A 13,989-nucleotide genomic window follows, 5' to 3' on the forward strand; every position below is an offset into this window, starting at 1 on the left:
TCGCCTCATCGCCAAACTCCCGCATGAGGAACATGACCCGGACCAGAATCAAATTTGATCTGCAGCAGTTTTGCTTCCCGGCACACCAACCAGATACCGAGCACTCTCGCCGATTTAAGGAACATTATGAAAAGCAGTCAGCGCCACCCCAGCAAGATTTCGCTTCTTCAACAGCTTCGCGACGCCGAATTTCCCATCGAATGCGTGCTGGATGTCGGCATCCACTTTGGCACACATGAATTGATGGCGGCATTTCCCGAAAAGAAGCACTATCTGTTTGAGCCCATTGAAGAGCATTTCGACTCCATCGAAAAAGTCTACAGCGACGCAAAAATTGACTACGAGCTCAACAAAGTCGCGGTATCCAATGCTGACGGGACTGCGCAACTGACGGTCTCCACGGTCATGCAGGGGCAAGACGTCACTCATGCAAGGTTCGCACAGGGCGAAGCACCGACCGAAACACTACGCACGGTACCGACGCTAAAGCTCGATACCTTTGTCGTGGAACAGGCGCCGGCTGCTCCTTTCCTGTTGAAAATCGATGTCGACGGGGCCGAAGAAATGATTCTGGAAGGTGCTCAAGAAGCGCTGAAGCAGTGTTCGGTCCTGATCCTTGAATCTCCGCGGGAAAGATTGTTCGAGCGAATGCAACTGGCGATGGCCGCCGGTTTTGAGCTCTTGGAGATAATCGACCTGTGCTACTATAGCGGCTATCTGGTTCAAGTAGACCTTGTGTTCATCAACCCAAAATACGCGCCTGCTGACTATGTAGACATCCTCAAAGGTGGGTTTTCCATCGACAAATGGCACAACTACAATCCGGGAACCAAAGAACCAACGGCCCCGGAACGCGTTGAGTCGCGTCAAACATCACCAACAGACGGGGCCAAACCCCGTAAAAAGCGCGGGCTGTCCCGATTGTTCAGGAAACGCAAATAGCAACCTGACTCACCGAAGATCCGGGGCTCTTACGCGATCTTCATGACAATCAGGCCTGACACGATCAGGACCGCGGCGCCGATGCGTAAAGGGGTCAGGGCCTCACCCAGAAACGTCGCGCCGACCAGAAACGCACCCACCGCGCCGATACCGGTCCAGATGACGTAAGCCGTTCCAAGCGGCAGCGTACGCATGGCAAGGGCCAGCAACCCGAAAGAGCCGATCATGGACACGCCCATGACGGCCGTTGGCCACAACCGGGTGAAACCGGCCGATTGCTTCATGGCCACGGCCCACACGATTTCAAGCAGGCCAGCGAAAAGCAGAAAAATCCAGGACATTAGGATACCTCAATCCAGTTCGGGTCGTCCCGAATGATCACCCAATGCGGGGAGGTCGTCCTCTGACCTTCAGGTAAGACGTCGCGCCCGGCGTTCAAGGGCGCAAGGTCTGTTGAACCAAAACAACTACAAAACCGTAATGCTCCGGTTACGTCGCGCGCTTTTCGCCGCCGCCGCGCGTTTGGGGTCAGCAATACCTGCCCAAATACAGCACCTGAACGAATAAAGCCGGACCCTTGCGCGGACCCGGCTTAACTCTTGTTTGTCAGAACCCGTTAGTTGGTCACGATTTCCGGCCCCATGAAGGTGTTGGGCAGGAAGGTCGATATCCACGGGATATACGTCACCATAATCAGGAAGACGAACAGCACCGCCAGGAACGGCAACGCCGCCTTTACGACTTTCATCATCGGCATCCCGGCCACGCCAGATGTCACGAAAAGGTTCAGACCGACCGGAGGCGTGATCATCCCGATCTCCATGTTGACCACCATAATGATACCCAGATGGATCGGGTCAATGCCCAGTTCGATCGCAATCGGGAACACCAGCGGTGCCACGATCACCAGCAGGCCCGAGGGTTCCATGAACTGACCACCGATCAGCAGGATGACGTTGACCACGATCAGGAAGGTCACAGGCCCCAGACCCGCCGACAGCATGGCGCTGGCGATGTGCTGCGGTACCTGTTCGTCCGTCAGCACGTGCTTGAGGATCAGCGCGTTGGCGATCACGAACAGCAGAGTGACGGTCAGCTTGCCGGCCTCGAACAGCGTGTGCTTGGTATCGGGGTGGAAGAAGGCCGTCACCAGCGCATAGGGTTTCTTCATCAGCGGCAGGTTCGGCGTGCCCTCTTCCGTGCTGAGCGGGCCCATGTCCTTGTAGACAAAGCAGGCGATCAGGAAGGCATAGACAGCGGCCACCGCTGCGGCCTCGGTTGGGGTGAAGATACCGCCATAGATACCGCCCAGAATGATCACGATCAGGAACAGGCCCCATCCGGCCTCGCGGGCCGAGGTGAAGATCTCTCCCCAGCCTTTCCAGTCGCCCTTGGGCAGGTTCTTGACCTTGGCCATAACGTAGATGGTGATCATCAGCATCAGACCCGCCATCAGGCCCGGAATGACACCCGCCAGGAACATGCGCCCGACCGACACCTCAACGGCTGCGGCGTACACAACCATCACGATAGACGGCGGGATCAGGATGCCCAGCGTACCGGCGTTACAGATCACACCGGCGGCGAATTCCTTGGAGTATCCAACCTGACGCATCCCGGCGATGACGATCGAACCGATAGCCACCACAGTTGCCGGAGATGAGCCCGAAAGCGCGGCAAACAGCATACAGGCAAATACACCCGCAATCGCCAGGCCGCCCGGCAAATGCCCCACACAGGCAATCGAGAACCGGATGATCCTCCGCGCCACGCCGCCCGTTGTCATGAAGGACGAAGCCAGAATGAAGAACGGGATCGCCAGCAGTGTAAAATGCCCCTCGAACGCTTCGAAAAGCGTGCCTGCGACCGAGGCCAACGAACTGTCGGAATAAATCAGCAGGAACAGGGTCGAGCTGAGGCCCAGAGCCACCGCAATCGGAACCCCGATCAGCAGCAGGCCAATGACCATCGAGAAAAGAAGTACTACGTCCATCAGTCATGCTCTCCTTGCTGAGCCCGGACCTCTTCGATCTCGTCCTCGACTTCGTGGCTGGCGACGATACGGTCGGTCTCACCACGCCATATCTGCACGGCGACCTGTGCAAAGCGGATCACCAACAGCAGCATCGACAGTGGCAGTATGAAATAAGGAACGACCTTGGGCAGTTTCTCGTATGACTCGCCGTAGTTGATCATGTCTTCCAGAAACCGCAGCGGCGCGACCATGGGGATGTCGTCAACCTCGTAGAAACTCTGACTGCGGGCATCGAAGTTGAACCCCGTCGGGAACCAGCGGCCCGAGGTGGGCGGCAGGTCGGCGAACACCGCCCAATAGTCATAGGCGCCCTTCAGCATCAGCAGCGAGAACACCAGGCAGCAACCAACCGCGATCAGCGCCAGAATCCGGCGCGGTGCCGGGGCCAGCATGTTCAGGATGGCATCCACACCCAGATGCGCGTGCTTTTTCACCGCATAAGACGCGCCCAGCAGCACCAGCCAGCCAAAGGTGAACACCGTCAGCTCAAGCGCCCACAGGATGTTGGAATTAAATACGAACCGCGCGATCACGTTGGCAAAGGTCACGGCCGTCATCAGGCCCAGCAGCAACGCGATCAGGGTTTCTTCGATATGGTCGACCAGCCCGCCTTGGCCGGGTTTCGCACCAGACATCTTTCTGTCCCCGCATTTTTTGTGATGAGAGTGTTTGGGGCGGGCCTTTCATGGCCCGCCCGGCCTGCGCGTCGATAACTCCCCAGTCCCTGACGCGCGGCCTGAACCGGGATCAGAACCCGGCGTTGATTGCCTGAGCGGCGTCGATCTTGTCCTGACCCACGTCGTCGGCGAACTTGTCCCAAACCGGTTTCATCGCATCGACCCAGGCCTGACGCTGTTCGGGGTTCAGCTCACGAATGATACCGCCCGCATCGGTGATCGAGGCTTTGGCCGCTTCGTTCACTGCAAAGGCTTCTTTGTTCCGGGTTTCGGTCACTTCGGCCAGAATGGTCAGGAACTGGTCACGGACTTCCGGGTCCAGGCTGTCCAGCCAATCAACCGAGGTCACGACCAGATAGTCGATGATACCGTGGTTGGTCTCGGTGATGCCGTCCTGCACTTCAAAGAACTTCTTGCCGTAGATGTTCGACCAGGTGTTCTCCTGCCCGTCCACAACGCCCTGTTGCAGCGCGCCGTACACTTCCGAGAAGGCCATCTTCTGCGGACTGCCACCAATGGCTTCCATCTGCGCAACCAGCACGTCCGAGGACTGCACGCGGAACTTCAGGCCCTCCGCATCAGACGGGGCCTCCAGAGGTTTGTTCGCGGACATCTGCTTCATACCGTTGTGCCAGAAGGCCAGCCCTTGCAGGCCGCGGCGCTGCATGCTGTCCTTCATCGCCTGACCGTCGGCCGAGGCCTGGAACGCATCCACGGCTTCGATGTTCTTGAACATAAACGGCAGGTCGAACAGACGGAACTGCTTGGTGAACTTTTCGAATTTCGACAGCGAGGGCGCGGCCAGTTGCACGTCGCCCTGCAGCATCGCCTCCAGCACCTTGTCGTCGTTATACAGCGTCGAGTTCGGATAGACCTCAATACACATCACGCCGTTCATCTCGTCATTCACGCGCTGTTCCAGCAGCGATGCCGCGATGCCCTTGGGGTGCTTGTCCGAGTTCGTCACATGCGCGAACTTCACGACAATCTCGCCGTCCTCGCAGGCCGCCATGCCTGCTGTTGCAGTTACGGTCAGTGCAATTGCCGTTGCAGCCGTTGTCAGGAATTTCATCAGTCTTTTCCTCCCAGACTTCCTCATTCGTCCCATTGGCACCTGCTTGGTGCCGTATGAAGCGAAGTGAACCGAATCGGAGGTTATGGCTCAACGTTTTGTTTTCCGTCGCGCAATTGCAGAATTTATCTCATTAAAACAGCGCGCTAAAAGGAACAAATCAGACTTCCCTTTTAAACCCTATCATCCATTGTGCGAATTTTCGCACAAACCCCACACCTCTTGTGCGGAAATCCGCACTCTTATCGAATCAGTTCCACAGAATCATTCCGTTGACAGATCACGCCACGCGCAGCCCGCGCCAGCGGGCTGCCCGGCCCAACGCCTTTAACCGCATGTTAATGCGGTCAAAGGGGGCGGGAGACATTCTGATCACCTGCGATAATCTTCCGGGCGAATCTGGTACCGGGCCAGCTTGTCATAGAACGTCTTGCGCGGCAGCTTCAGCGCCTTTGCCGCATCCGAGGCCTTGCCATTGTGCCGACCCAAAGCCGCGATAAGCAATGAACGCTCCACACGCGCCATCTGCTCGCTCAAGCCCAGATCATTGGCCTGCGCGACCTCTTCCGGCATCCCCAGCACAAAGCGCATGGCCGCCGACATCAGAGAACGCGCGTTCCCCGGCCAGTCGCTGGCCATCAATGAGGCCAGATATTCCGAAGAAATCTCAGGCTCCGCAATGCCTGCCTGCTCGGCCGCCTGCGCTACATAGTGGCGAAAGATCACCGGAATGTCCTCGGGCCGCTCGGCCAAGGACGGGATACGCACCCGCATCACATCCAGCCGATAGAACAGGTCCGCATGAAATCGCCCCTCTGCCGACAAGGCAGCCAGATCCGCCGTCGTGCCAGCCAAAATACGCGCGCCGACACCCTGCTCGACCGCTTCCAGCGCAGCGTATTGCGTCGCCTCGGGCATTGCCGATATCTCATCCAGGAACAGCGACCCTCCGGCCGCATCCTCGCAGACCTGAACCAACGCATCGGGCGTCAGGCCGGACGACGGTCGCTTTACAAACGGCCCTTGCCCCTGCGGCGACATCAGATGCACGACCTCGGCCACTTTGGAAATCCCACTGCCCGCAGGACCGGTGACCAGAACCTCGGCTCCGGTGGGTGCGACGGTCCGTACGCGCTCTCTCAACGCTTCGGCCTGCGCGGACAGGCCAAACAACAGGCGCGCAGCGGGGTCGCCACGTTCCAGCTCGTGTTTCAGCGCGCGCTGTTCCAGAACCTCCGCACGCGAGGCAAAAGCCTTACCCAGAACTTCAAGAAGATCAGCCGCAGCACAGGGTTTTTCCAGAAAATCATACGCCCCCTGCCCCATGGCGCGCACGGCCATCGGAATATCGCCTTCACCGGTCAACAGGATAACCGGCAGATCCGGATCAACGTCGTGTGCATAGGTCAGCAGATGAAACCCGTCCCGGCCCGGCATCCGGATGTCCGACACGATCACACCGGGAAAATCGGCACGGATGTGATCCTTGGCGGCCACAAACGACCCCGCCGTGATCGGGGCGTAATCAGCCAGTTCCAGCGTCTGCGCCAGCGCTTCGCGCACGGCTGGGTCGTCATCGACCAATAAAACCTTGCGGGTCATGCCACCTCGTCTTCCCGGTAATACTCAAGCTCAACGGTGAACACCGCGCCGGTCTGCGCGTTCGAACCGCGAATATTCCCCCCGAAACTCTGGACCAGACCATACGAGATCGAAAGGCCCAGCCCCATCCCCTCGGACGACCCAACCGCCTTGGTCGAGTAGAAGGGTTCGAAGAGTTTCTCGGTGTTTTCAATGCCCGGACCGATATCGCGCACCGTAACAGTCAGCCTGTCTCCGGCCTCGATCGCGATGCGGATAAGGCGCTCATTCTGCTGACTCATCGCATCCACGGCGTTGTTGATCAGGTTGACAAACACCTGCACCAACCGCACCTCGCCGCCCCACGCATGAACCGGCCCGTCGGGCGGCTGCCAGTCCATCGTCACCCCTTCGGCGCGCAGCCGCGCCTCGGTCAGCTCCACAGCCGTGTCGATCACCTGCACCAGATCGACCTTGCCCATCGGTTCGCTTTCGTTGCGGGCAAAAGCGCGCAGGTTCTTGATGATCCGGGCCATCCGAGCGGCCATGTCGGAAATGCGCGTCAGATTCTCGGCAGCCTTTTCCTCGCGCCCCCGCGTCAGGAAAGCCGTCCCGTTATCGGCAAACTGCCGGATCGCCATCAGAGGTTGGTTCAGTTCATGACTGATGCCCGCCGACATCTGCCCAAGGGCGCTGAGCTTCCCGGCCTGAATAAGCTCTTCCTGCGCGTGTTTCAGCGCAGTTTCCGCTTCCTGCCGCTCGTGCACCTCGCGCCGCAAAGCTGTGTTGGCTGCGGTCAAGGCGCGGGTACGCTGTGCAACGCGGCTTTCCAGAACCGCGTTGGCTTCGGCCAGAGTTCGCCTGCGTTCCGTCGCCAGAAACAGCAATGCGCCGAAGGCCAGACAGATCGCCGCAACAGTTGCCGCCTGCAACCCGGCCAGACGGCGGGCGGGGGCAACATCGACCAGCACCTCTGCCGTCATGTCTATCACCGGCAGATCAAGCATCAGATGCAAAGCGCGGTTTGGCAGGTAACGACCCCAGTTGAGCCTCCACAGTTCATGCGGCCCGACCCAGGTCGAAGCGAAAGCAACTTCTCCGCCGTCTGGCGGCGTCAGCCCCTGTTGCCCGTCGGCACGATGCCAGAACAACAGATCGGACCGGTTCGAGATAAAGACCACTCCGTCGCCATCGGTAAAGAACACCGCCTCGGTGCTGCCACGCCAGGTCTGTTCCACATCCTGCACGTCCGCCACGACCATCAACGCGCCTTCTACCCGGCCCGAGGCATCAAAGGCGGGGGCCGCATAGGAATAGATCCGGTCGCCGCTGATCGGCAGTACACCATGTGCGCTGCCCAACGCCCCCTGAAGCGCGCGCTGAAAGGCAGAGTGCCCGGCCATGTTGCCTTGCTGGACGGGCTGCGCCGAGACCAGAACCTGACCGTTCCGGTCCAGATACATCATGTTCACGGCTGCGGTCTTGTCGGCGACATCCAGCAATATCGACCGAGCAACCTGTTGCTGCGCTGGCGTTTCAAGCGTTCGCAGGGCGGGATGATTTGCCATCAGCACGGCCAGTTCCTGATAGACCTGCATCTGCGTGCTTAACCGGTCGGCGGCCAGTTCAAGATCGGCCTCGGCCTTTTCGCTCAGCTGCGACAGCGCCTGCCGATAGCCGTAAGACCACACTCCGGCGGACAACAGCCCGACGGCACACAGAAATCCAAGGATCACCCAAAGCCTTTGCATGGTATAGGGTCTTGCATTCAGCGCGCCGCATGGCAAGTCTGCGCCGCATGAAGACATTGTCCCAGTCCCCACTTGATCCGGATTTCGTGCAAAATCCCTATCCGTTTTACGATAGAGCCCGAGCCGAGGGCGATTTTTTCTTCTGGGGCGAATATGACAAAGTTGCAGCGGTTTCACACAGGTCGGTTCAGACTTTGCTGAAGGACCGTCGTTTTGGCCGTGAAGCGCCTGCCGAGTTGAAACCTCCCGCTCCTTCTCACCTTGCGGCGTGGTGGGTCACAGAAGAAAACTCTCTGCTGGAAGTCGAACCGCCCCGGCACACGCGCATCCGGTCTCTGGTCACGCGGGCCTTCACGTCGCGGGCGATAACAGCTCTGGAGCCGTCGATTCAATATCTCAGCCACAGGCTGATGGATCGATTTCCCGATGCGCCTTTTGATCTGCTTGACGCCTACTGCACACAGGTTCCGGTGATCACGATTTGTCGCCTTCTGGGCGTACCCGAAGACATGTCGCCCAGCCTGTTGCGCTGGTCTCATGCCATGGTGGCAATGTATCAGGCCGGTCGCACGCGTCAGACCGAAGACTCTGCAGAGACGGCCGCCCGGGATTTCACCGCTTTCCTAAGCGACTACATCGAAAAACGCCGCACCGACCCGCGCGACGACCTGATCACCCGCCTGATCGCTGCCGAGGAAAACGGCGAGAAACTCTCGCATGACGAGCTTGTCGCCACCTGCATCCTGCTGCTGAACGCCGGGCATGAAGCAACGGTTCATTCGCTGGGAAATGGCGTGAAGACTCTGCTGCAAATGGGAATCGACCTACGCGCTCATGCGATAGACGGATTGGTCGAAGAAATTCTACGCTACGACCCGCCGCTGCACATGTTCACCCGATATGCCTATGAAGAGGCCGAGCTATTTGGCCATACCTTCAACCGTGGCGATGAGGTTGCGCTGTTGCTGGGGGCCGCAAACCGGGACCCATCGGTCTGGGCCGATCCGCACCGTTTCGACCCCACCCGATCGATCGTGACCAATACCAGCTTCGGCGGCGGGTTGCATTTTTGCGTCGGCGCCCCACTGGCGCGGCTGGAGATGCGGATTGCCCTGACAACCCTGTTCGACCACTGCCCAAACCTGCGCCTGTGCGCCGATCCGGAGTATTCCAACACCTACCACTTCCACGGCCTGACCCGGCTGATGGTTCGGGCCTGATTATCCTTAGCTTTCGATCAGCGCGTTCAGCGGCAGCATGGTGGTGGATTTGATCTCCTCCATCGACAGCAGCGCGGTCACGTTGTGGACGCGCACCTCGGAAATCAGGGTCTGATAGAATTCGTCATAGGCCCGTGCGTTCTTGACCCGCACTTTGAGGATATAGTCGATGTCACCGGCCAGCCGGTGCGCCTCTTGCACTTCGGGGCGATCCCGCAGGGCTTTGAGGAACCGGCGCTGCCAGTCGGCCTCATGTTCCGAGGTTCGGATCAGAACAAAAAAAGTCGCCTCGAATCCCAGCGCTTCGGCGTCCAGCAGAACGGTCTGCTGGCCGATGACACCGGCCCCTTTCAGCTTGCGAATGCGATTCCAAACCGGGGTCTTGGAACTGCCGACACGGGCTGCTATTTCGTCCAGCGATTGGCTGGCGTCGCGCTGTAGCTCGACCAGAATTTTCCGATCCGTGTCATCAATCCGCACCGACATTCCAATTTCCCCTTCGTTTCAAAACTCACGTCCCGCCTGAAGCCGTTGACGGAACGTTTGTTCTTATTTAAGCGCCCATATAGCGTAATACCGGGAATATTTCCTATATTGCAGGTCAAGTCAAACCAAGCGGAACCACAGATGCAGCTTACGCATTCATATGATGGCACAGGGCACGTCGACTTTGTCGGCGCCGGTCCGGGCGATCCGGAATTGCTGACGCTCAAGGCGCTGAATGCCTTTGAGCGCGCTGACGTCGTTCTGCATGACCGCCTGATCAGCGCCGAGGTTCTGGAACTGGCGGGCAAATCCGCTGTTCTGGTTGATGTCGGCAAAGCGGGCTTTGGCCCCTCGTGGAAACAGGAAGACATCGACGCGCTGCTGGTCGATTACGCCGTGAAAGGCCACCATGTCGTTCGCCTGAAATCGGGTGACGCCACCGTGTTTGGCCGTCTGGATGAAGAGATCGAAGCGGTGGAGGCTGCAGGCATCTCGTGGCAGATCGTGCCTGGCATCACCGCAGCATCGGCTGCGGTCGCAGGGATTGGTCAAAGCCTGACCCGCCGGGGCCGCAACTCCTCGGTACGGTTCCTGACCGGCCACGACATGAAAGGCTTTGCCGATCACGACTGGACCGCGCTGGCGCGTCCCGGTTCGGTGGCGGCAATCTATATGGGCAAGAAATCCGCCCGCTTCATTCAGGGCCGCCTGATCATGCACGGCGCCGACCGCGACACGCCCGTGACTCTGGTCGAAAACGCCTCACGCCCCGATCAACGCGTTCTGGCCACCACTCTGGACCAGCTGCCCACCGATCTGAACGCCGCCGAAATGGACGGCCCCACCCTGACCTTTTACGGCCTCGCCCCGCGTCAAGCGGCCAAGGCCCTGACCGAATTCAAGAAGGAGCACGCCTGATGGCCCGCGCTTTTACCCCCAAAGTCATCACCGCCAACGACCTGTTGGAAGGCGACGTTATCTACTTGACCGAAGACGACCGCTGGTCGCGTGAGTTGTCCGATGCCGAGTTGATCACGGACGAAGCCCACGCGCAGGTCCGTCTGCTGGACGCCACCCGTCAGGCCAACAAGATCGTTGGCGCCTATCTGGCCGACGCCGTCGCAGGCGACAACGGCCCCGAACCCACTCATTTCCGCGAGGAGTTCCGCCGCACCGGACCCTCAAACTATGCCCATGGCAAGCAGGAAACAGCAACGCAGCCCCGGGCCTGACCCTCGGCCCTCTCTCTCCCCTTCATGGCCCCAAGGTTCGGGGCTGCAACCAAGGACAGCTAATCATGTATCGCTACTCCGAGTTCGACACAGCATTTTTGGCAGAACGTAACGCGCAGTTCCGCGCCCAGGTCGAGCGCCGCATTGACGGCTCGCTGACCGAAGACGAATTCAAACCCCTGCGCCTGATGAACGGCCTGTATCTGCAGCTGCACGCCTACATGCTGCGGGTCGCCATCCCCTATGGCACGCTAAACAGCGCGCAGATGCGCCAACTGGCCCTGCTGGCCGAGAAGTGGGACAAGGGCTATGGCCACTTCACCACCCGCCAGAACATCCAGTACAACTGGCCGAAACTGAACGACGTGCCGGATATGCTGGACGCGCTGGCCGAGGTTGGCATGCACGCCATCCAGACCTCGGGCAACACCATCCGCAACGTGACCGCCGACCATTTCGCCGGTGCCGCCGCCGATGAGATCGCCGATCCGCGCCCCTATGCTGAATTGCTGCGCCAGTGGTCGACCGACCACCCGGAATTCCAGTTCATGCCGCGTAAGTTCAAGATCGCCATCACCGGCTCGGAAAACGACCGCGCCGTGATCAAGGCGCATGACATCGGCCTGCAACTGGTCGAGCGTGACGGCGTTCTGGGCGCCCGCGTCATCGTCGGTGGCGGTCTGGGCCGTACGCCCATGATCGGCAAGGAACTGTCCGAGTTCGTCGCCTTTGACGACCTGCTGGCTTATCTGGAAGCCACTGTTTCCGTGTGGAACCAGATCGGCCGCCGCGACAACAAGTACAAAGCGCGCATCAAGATCACCGTGCACGAAAACGGCATCGACACCATCCGCGCCAAGGTCAACGAGCGCTTCCTGCAGGTCCGCCCGCAGTTCAAAGGCGCCGACATGACCCTGCTGGACGAGATCAAAGGCCACTTTGCTGCGCCTGCCTTCCGCGAAGGTTCGGTTGCGTCGTTCGAGAGCGCCTACACCAACGATCCGGTCTTCCGCTCGTGGGTCGACACCAACATCGCGCCGCACAAAAACGCGGACCACGCGATTGTCACGATCTCGATCAAAAAGCACGGCGCGACACCGGGTGATGCGACGGCTGAACAGATGCGCGTAATGGCCGATCTGGCCGAAGAGTTTGCCTATGACGAACTGCGCATCAGCCATGAGCAGAACGTGATCCTGCCGCATGTCCACAAGTCGGACCTGCCCGCGATCCACGCGAAGCTGAAAGAATACGAACTGGCGACCGCCAATATCGGCCTGATCAGCGACATCATCGCCTGCCCGGGCATGGACTATTGCGCGCTGGCGACGGCGCGCTCGATCCCGGTCGCTCAGGAAATTGCGACCCGCTTCGAAGACCTGAAGCTGGAGCATGATATCGGTCACCTGAAGATCAAGATCTCGGGCTGCATCAACGCGTGCGGTCACCACCACGTGGGCCATATCGGTATCCTGGGTCTGGATCGTGCAGGCGTCGAAAACTACCAGATCACTCTGGGCGGTGACGGCACCGAGAACGCTGCCATTGGCGACCGCACCGGTCCGGGCTTTGCCTATGACGAGATCGTGCCCGCCGTTGAGCGTATCGTCGACACGTATCTGGAACAACGCGAAAGCAGAGAGGAAACATTCCTGCAGACCTATCGTCGGGTGGGCATGGCGCCGTTCAAAGCGGCCCTCTACCCCGAGGCGCAGGCCAATGCCGCTTGACCTGATCCAGACGGAACAGGGTAAGGATCGCGCTGAACTGACCGAAACGGTCAATGCGCTGAACGCCCAGTTCCGCCACCACAGTGCACATGACGTGATGCACGGCGCCATTGAAAAGATCGACGAGCTTGCTCTGGTCTCAAGCTTTGGTGCGGAATCGGTGGTATTGCTGCATATGGCCGCCGTGGTCGACAAGATGACCCCGGTGCTTTTCGTGGACACCCAGATGCTGTTCACCGAAACGCTGGAATACCAGCAGGAGGTGAGCGAACGTCTGGGCCTGAAAAACGTCCATGTCATCCGTGCCGAGGACGAGGATGTGCAGCGCGAAGACCCCTATGGCGCGCTGCGCCTGCGGGATACGGATGCGTGCTGCAATCTGCGCAAGACCTTCCCGCTGCAGCGGGCCTTGGCGGGCTATGACGGCTGGATCACGGGACGCAAACGGTTCCAGTCGGGCACCCGCGCCGCGCTTGACTTCTTTGAGGTCGAGGACGGCACCGGCCGGATCAAGGTCAACCCGCTGGCCCATTGGGCGCCCGAGGATGTGCGTGCCTATATGGATGAAAACAACCTGCCCCGGCATCCGCTGGTGGCCAAAGGATACCCCTCGATCGGCTGTGCGCCCTGCACCTCGCCGGTCAAAGAGGGCGAAGACCCCCGCGCCGGACGCTGGCGCGACCAGAACAAGGAAGAATGCGGCATCCATTTTGTCGATGGCAAGACGGTGCGCGCCGGAGAGAAAACATGAACGTAATCGTATCGGATACGGGGTTCGCCCCCGATGACTGGACCGACGGCTTTGTCACGCTGGAAGACGCGGCCAATGATGTGGTCGCGCTGGATGTGGCCTCGGACACCGACCCGGATGAGCTTATTGACCGCCTGGGCGGCGCGCAGATGGTGCGCGTGGACTTTCCGTCCTCGGCCGATGGTCGCGGCTTTACCATTGCCCGCGTTCTGCGGCTGAACGGCTATACCGGCCGTCTGCGCGCCAAAGGGCACGTGCTGGCCGATCAATACGCCATGGCCCGCCGGAGCGGCTTTGACGAGGTCGAGATCGACGACGCTCTGGCCACCCGTCAACCCGAAGATCAGTGGCTGGCCCGCGCCAACTGGAAAGACCACAGCTATCAGGCCCGCCTACGCGGCTAAGCCCGCCATCGCCAGCTTGAGAAAGGACGTGGGGGCAACTGCCCCCTTTTCCTGACTTGGATCAAAGATTAAACGGAGATGTCGGTTTACCTCACCGACAGTGAAACG

Annotated in this window: 13 protein-coding genes and 1 pseudogene; 7 read left to right on the forward strand and 7 right to left on the reverse strand. The window is 59.8% G+C overall.

Going from position 1 to position 13,989, the window contains the following annotated elements:
• The first annotated feature begins 126 nt into the window (after positions 1-126).
• Positions 127-942: an FkbM family methyltransferase gene (locus ACR0DO_RS00665; RefSeq protein WP_480556163.1), complete on the forward strand. Its 816-nt coding sequence runs from the start codon at positions 127-129 to the stop codon at positions 940-942.
• 29 nt (positions 943-971) lie between these two features.
• Here the strand turns inward: ACR0DO_RS00665 and ACR0DO_RS00670 are convergent, their stop codons facing one another.
• The 6 genes from ACR0DO_RS00670 to ACR0DO_RS00695 all read right to left on the reverse strand — a co-directional run bounded on the left by ACR0DO_RS00670 (position 972) and on the right by ACR0DO_RS00695 (position 8,058).
• On the reverse strand, positions 972-1,283 hold the full coding sequence (locus tag ACR0DO_RS00670) for a DMT family transporter (RefSeq protein WP_170442463.1): 312 nt from the start codon (positions 1,281-1,283) through the stop codon (positions 972-974).
• 275 nt (positions 1,284-1,558) lie between these two features.
• Positions 1,559-2,935 carry a TRAP transporter large permease gene (locus ACR0DO_RS00675; protein ID WP_170442459.1) on the reverse strand — a complete coding sequence of 459 codons (1,377 nt, stop codon included), beginning with the start codon at positions 2,933-2,935 and terminating at the stop codon, positions 1,559-1,561.
• Entirely contained in the window at positions 2,935-3,612 is a 678-nt protein-coding gene (locus ACR0DO_RS00680) for a TRAP transporter small permease (protein ID WP_480556164.1), read from the reverse strand. Before ACR0DO_RS00680 ends, ACR0DO_RS00675 begins: the two co-directional genes overlap by 1 nt.
• 112 nt (positions 3,613-3,724) lie before the next feature.
• Entirely contained in the window at positions 3,725-4,726 is a 1,002-nt protein-coding gene (locus ACR0DO_RS00685; RefSeq protein WP_480442541.1) for a DctP family TRAP transporter solute-binding subunit, read from the reverse strand.
• Positions 4,727-5,098: 372 nt separating this feature from the next.
• Complete coding sequence (locus ACR0DO_RS00690) at positions 5,099-6,328, reverse strand: sigma-54-dependent transcriptional regulator (RefSeq protein ID WP_480556165.1); 1,230 nt, start codon at positions 6,326-6,328, stop codon at positions 5,099-5,101.
• A complete protein-coding gene (locus ACR0DO_RS00695) occupies positions 6,325-8,058 on the reverse strand; it encodes a sensor histidine kinase (protein WP_480556166.1) in 1,734 nt (577 codons plus the stop codon). The genes ACR0DO_RS00690 and ACR0DO_RS00695 overlap by 4 nt, the downstream gene beginning before the upstream one ends.
• Positions 8,059-8,105: 47 nt before the next feature.
• Here ACR0DO_RS00695 and ACR0DO_RS00700 point away from each other — a divergent pair, with 47 nt between their 5' ends.
• On the forward strand, positions 8,106-9,278 hold the full coding sequence (locus ACR0DO_RS00700; protein WP_480556955.1) for a cytochrome P450: 1,173 nt from the start codon (positions 8,106-8,108) through the stop codon (positions 9,276-9,278).
• A gap of 6 nt (positions 9,279-9,284) precedes the next feature.
• On the opposite strand, the gene ACR0DO_RS00705 is transcribed toward ACR0DO_RS00700, so the two are convergent.
• Complete coding sequence (locus tag ACR0DO_RS00705) at positions 9,285-9,764, reverse strand: Lrp/AsnC family transcriptional regulator (RefSeq protein ID WP_170329947.1); 480 nt, start codon at positions 9,762-9,764, stop codon at positions 9,285-9,287.
• 171 nt (positions 9,765-9,935) lie between these two features.
• On the opposite strand from ACR0DO_RS00705, the pseudogene cobA reads away from it, so the two are divergent.
• The 5 genes and pseudogenes from cobA to ACR0DO_RS00730 all read left to right on the forward strand — a co-directional run.
• Positions 9,936-10,682, forward strand: a pseudogene (cobA, locus tag ACR0DO_RS00710) (uroporphyrinogen-III C-methyltransferase); the annotation flags it as partial.
• Entirely contained in the window at positions 10,682-10,996 is a 315-nt protein-coding gene (locus tag ACR0DO_RS00715) for a DUF2849 domain-containing protein (protein ID WP_170442440.1), read from the forward strand. The pseudogene cobA and the gene ACR0DO_RS00715, both read left to right, overlap by 1 nt.
• A gap of 65 nt (positions 10,997-11,061) precedes the next feature.
• On the forward strand, positions 11,062-12,726 hold the full coding sequence (locus tag ACR0DO_RS00720; RefSeq protein ID WP_480556167.1) for a nitrite/sulfite reductase: 1,665 nt from the start codon (positions 11,062-11,064) through the stop codon (positions 12,724-12,726).
• Positions 12,716-13,477 carry a phosphoadenylyl-sulfate reductase gene (locus ACR0DO_RS00725; protein WP_480556168.1) on the forward strand — a complete coding sequence of 254 codons (762 nt, stop codon included), beginning with the start codon at positions 12,716-12,718 and terminating at the stop codon, positions 13,475-13,477. The genes ACR0DO_RS00720 and ACR0DO_RS00725 overlap by 11 nt, the downstream gene beginning before the upstream one ends.
• Complete coding sequence (locus ACR0DO_RS00730) at positions 13,474-13,881, forward strand: DUF934 domain-containing protein (RefSeq protein ID WP_480556169.1); 408 nt, start codon at positions 13,474-13,476, stop codon at positions 13,879-13,881. Before ACR0DO_RS00725 ends, ACR0DO_RS00730 begins: the two co-directional genes overlap by 4 nt.
• Positions 13,882-13,989 lie beyond the last annotated feature (108 nt).

It is taken from the genome of Ruegeria sp. AM9, assembly GCF_056540565.1.

Coding starts and splice junctions, on each gene's coding strand:
- ACR0DO_RS00665 (WP_480556163.1), top strand. CDS start 127: ATGAAAAGCAGTCAGCGCCACCCCAGCAAGATTTCGCTTCTTCAACAG.
- ACR0DO_RS00680 (WP_480556164.1), bottom strand. CDS start 3,612: ATGTCTGGTGCGAAACCCGGCCAAGGCGGGCTGGTCGACCATATCGAA.
- ACR0DO_RS00685 (WP_480442541.1), bottom strand. CDS start 4,726: ATGAAATTCCTGACAACGGCTGCAACGGCAATTGCACTGACCGTAACT.
- ACR0DO_RS00675 (WP_170442459.1), bottom strand. CDS start 2,935: ATGGACGTAGTACTTCTTTTCTCGATGGTCATTGGCCTGCTGCTGATC.
- ACR0DO_RS00715 (WP_170442440.1), top strand. CDS start 10,682: ATGGCCCGCGCTTTTACCCCCAAAGTCATCACCGCCAACGACCTGTTG.
- ACR0DO_RS00730 (WP_480556169.1), top strand. CDS start 13,474: ATGAACGTAATCGTATCGGATACGGGGTTCGCCCCCGATGACTGGACC.
- ACR0DO_RS00700 (WP_480556955.1), top strand. CDS start 8,106: ATGAAGACATTGTCCCAGTCCCCACTTGATCCGGATTTCGTGCAAAAT.
- ACR0DO_RS00720 (WP_480556167.1), top strand. CDS start 11,062: ATGTATCGCTACTCCGAGTTCGACACAGCATTTTTGGCAGAACGTAAC.
- ACR0DO_RS00725 (WP_480556168.1), top strand. CDS start 12,716: ATGCCGCTTGACCTGATCCAGACGGAACAGGGTAAGGATCGCGCTGAA.
- ACR0DO_RS00695 (WP_480556166.1), bottom strand. CDS start 8,058: ATGCAAAGGCTTTGGGTGATCCTTGGATTTCTGTGTGCCGTCGGGCTG.
- ACR0DO_RS00690 (WP_480556165.1), bottom strand. CDS start 6,328: ATGACCCGCAAGGTTTTATTGGTCGATGACGACCCAGCCGTGCGCGAA.
- ACR0DO_RS00705 (WP_170329947.1), bottom strand. CDS start 9,764: ATGTCGGTGCGGATTGATGACACGGATCGGAAAATTCTGGTCGAGCTA.
- ACR0DO_RS00670 (WP_170442463.1), bottom strand. CDS start 1,283: ATGTCCTGGATTTTTCTGCTTTTCGCTGGCCTGCTTGAAATCGTGTGG.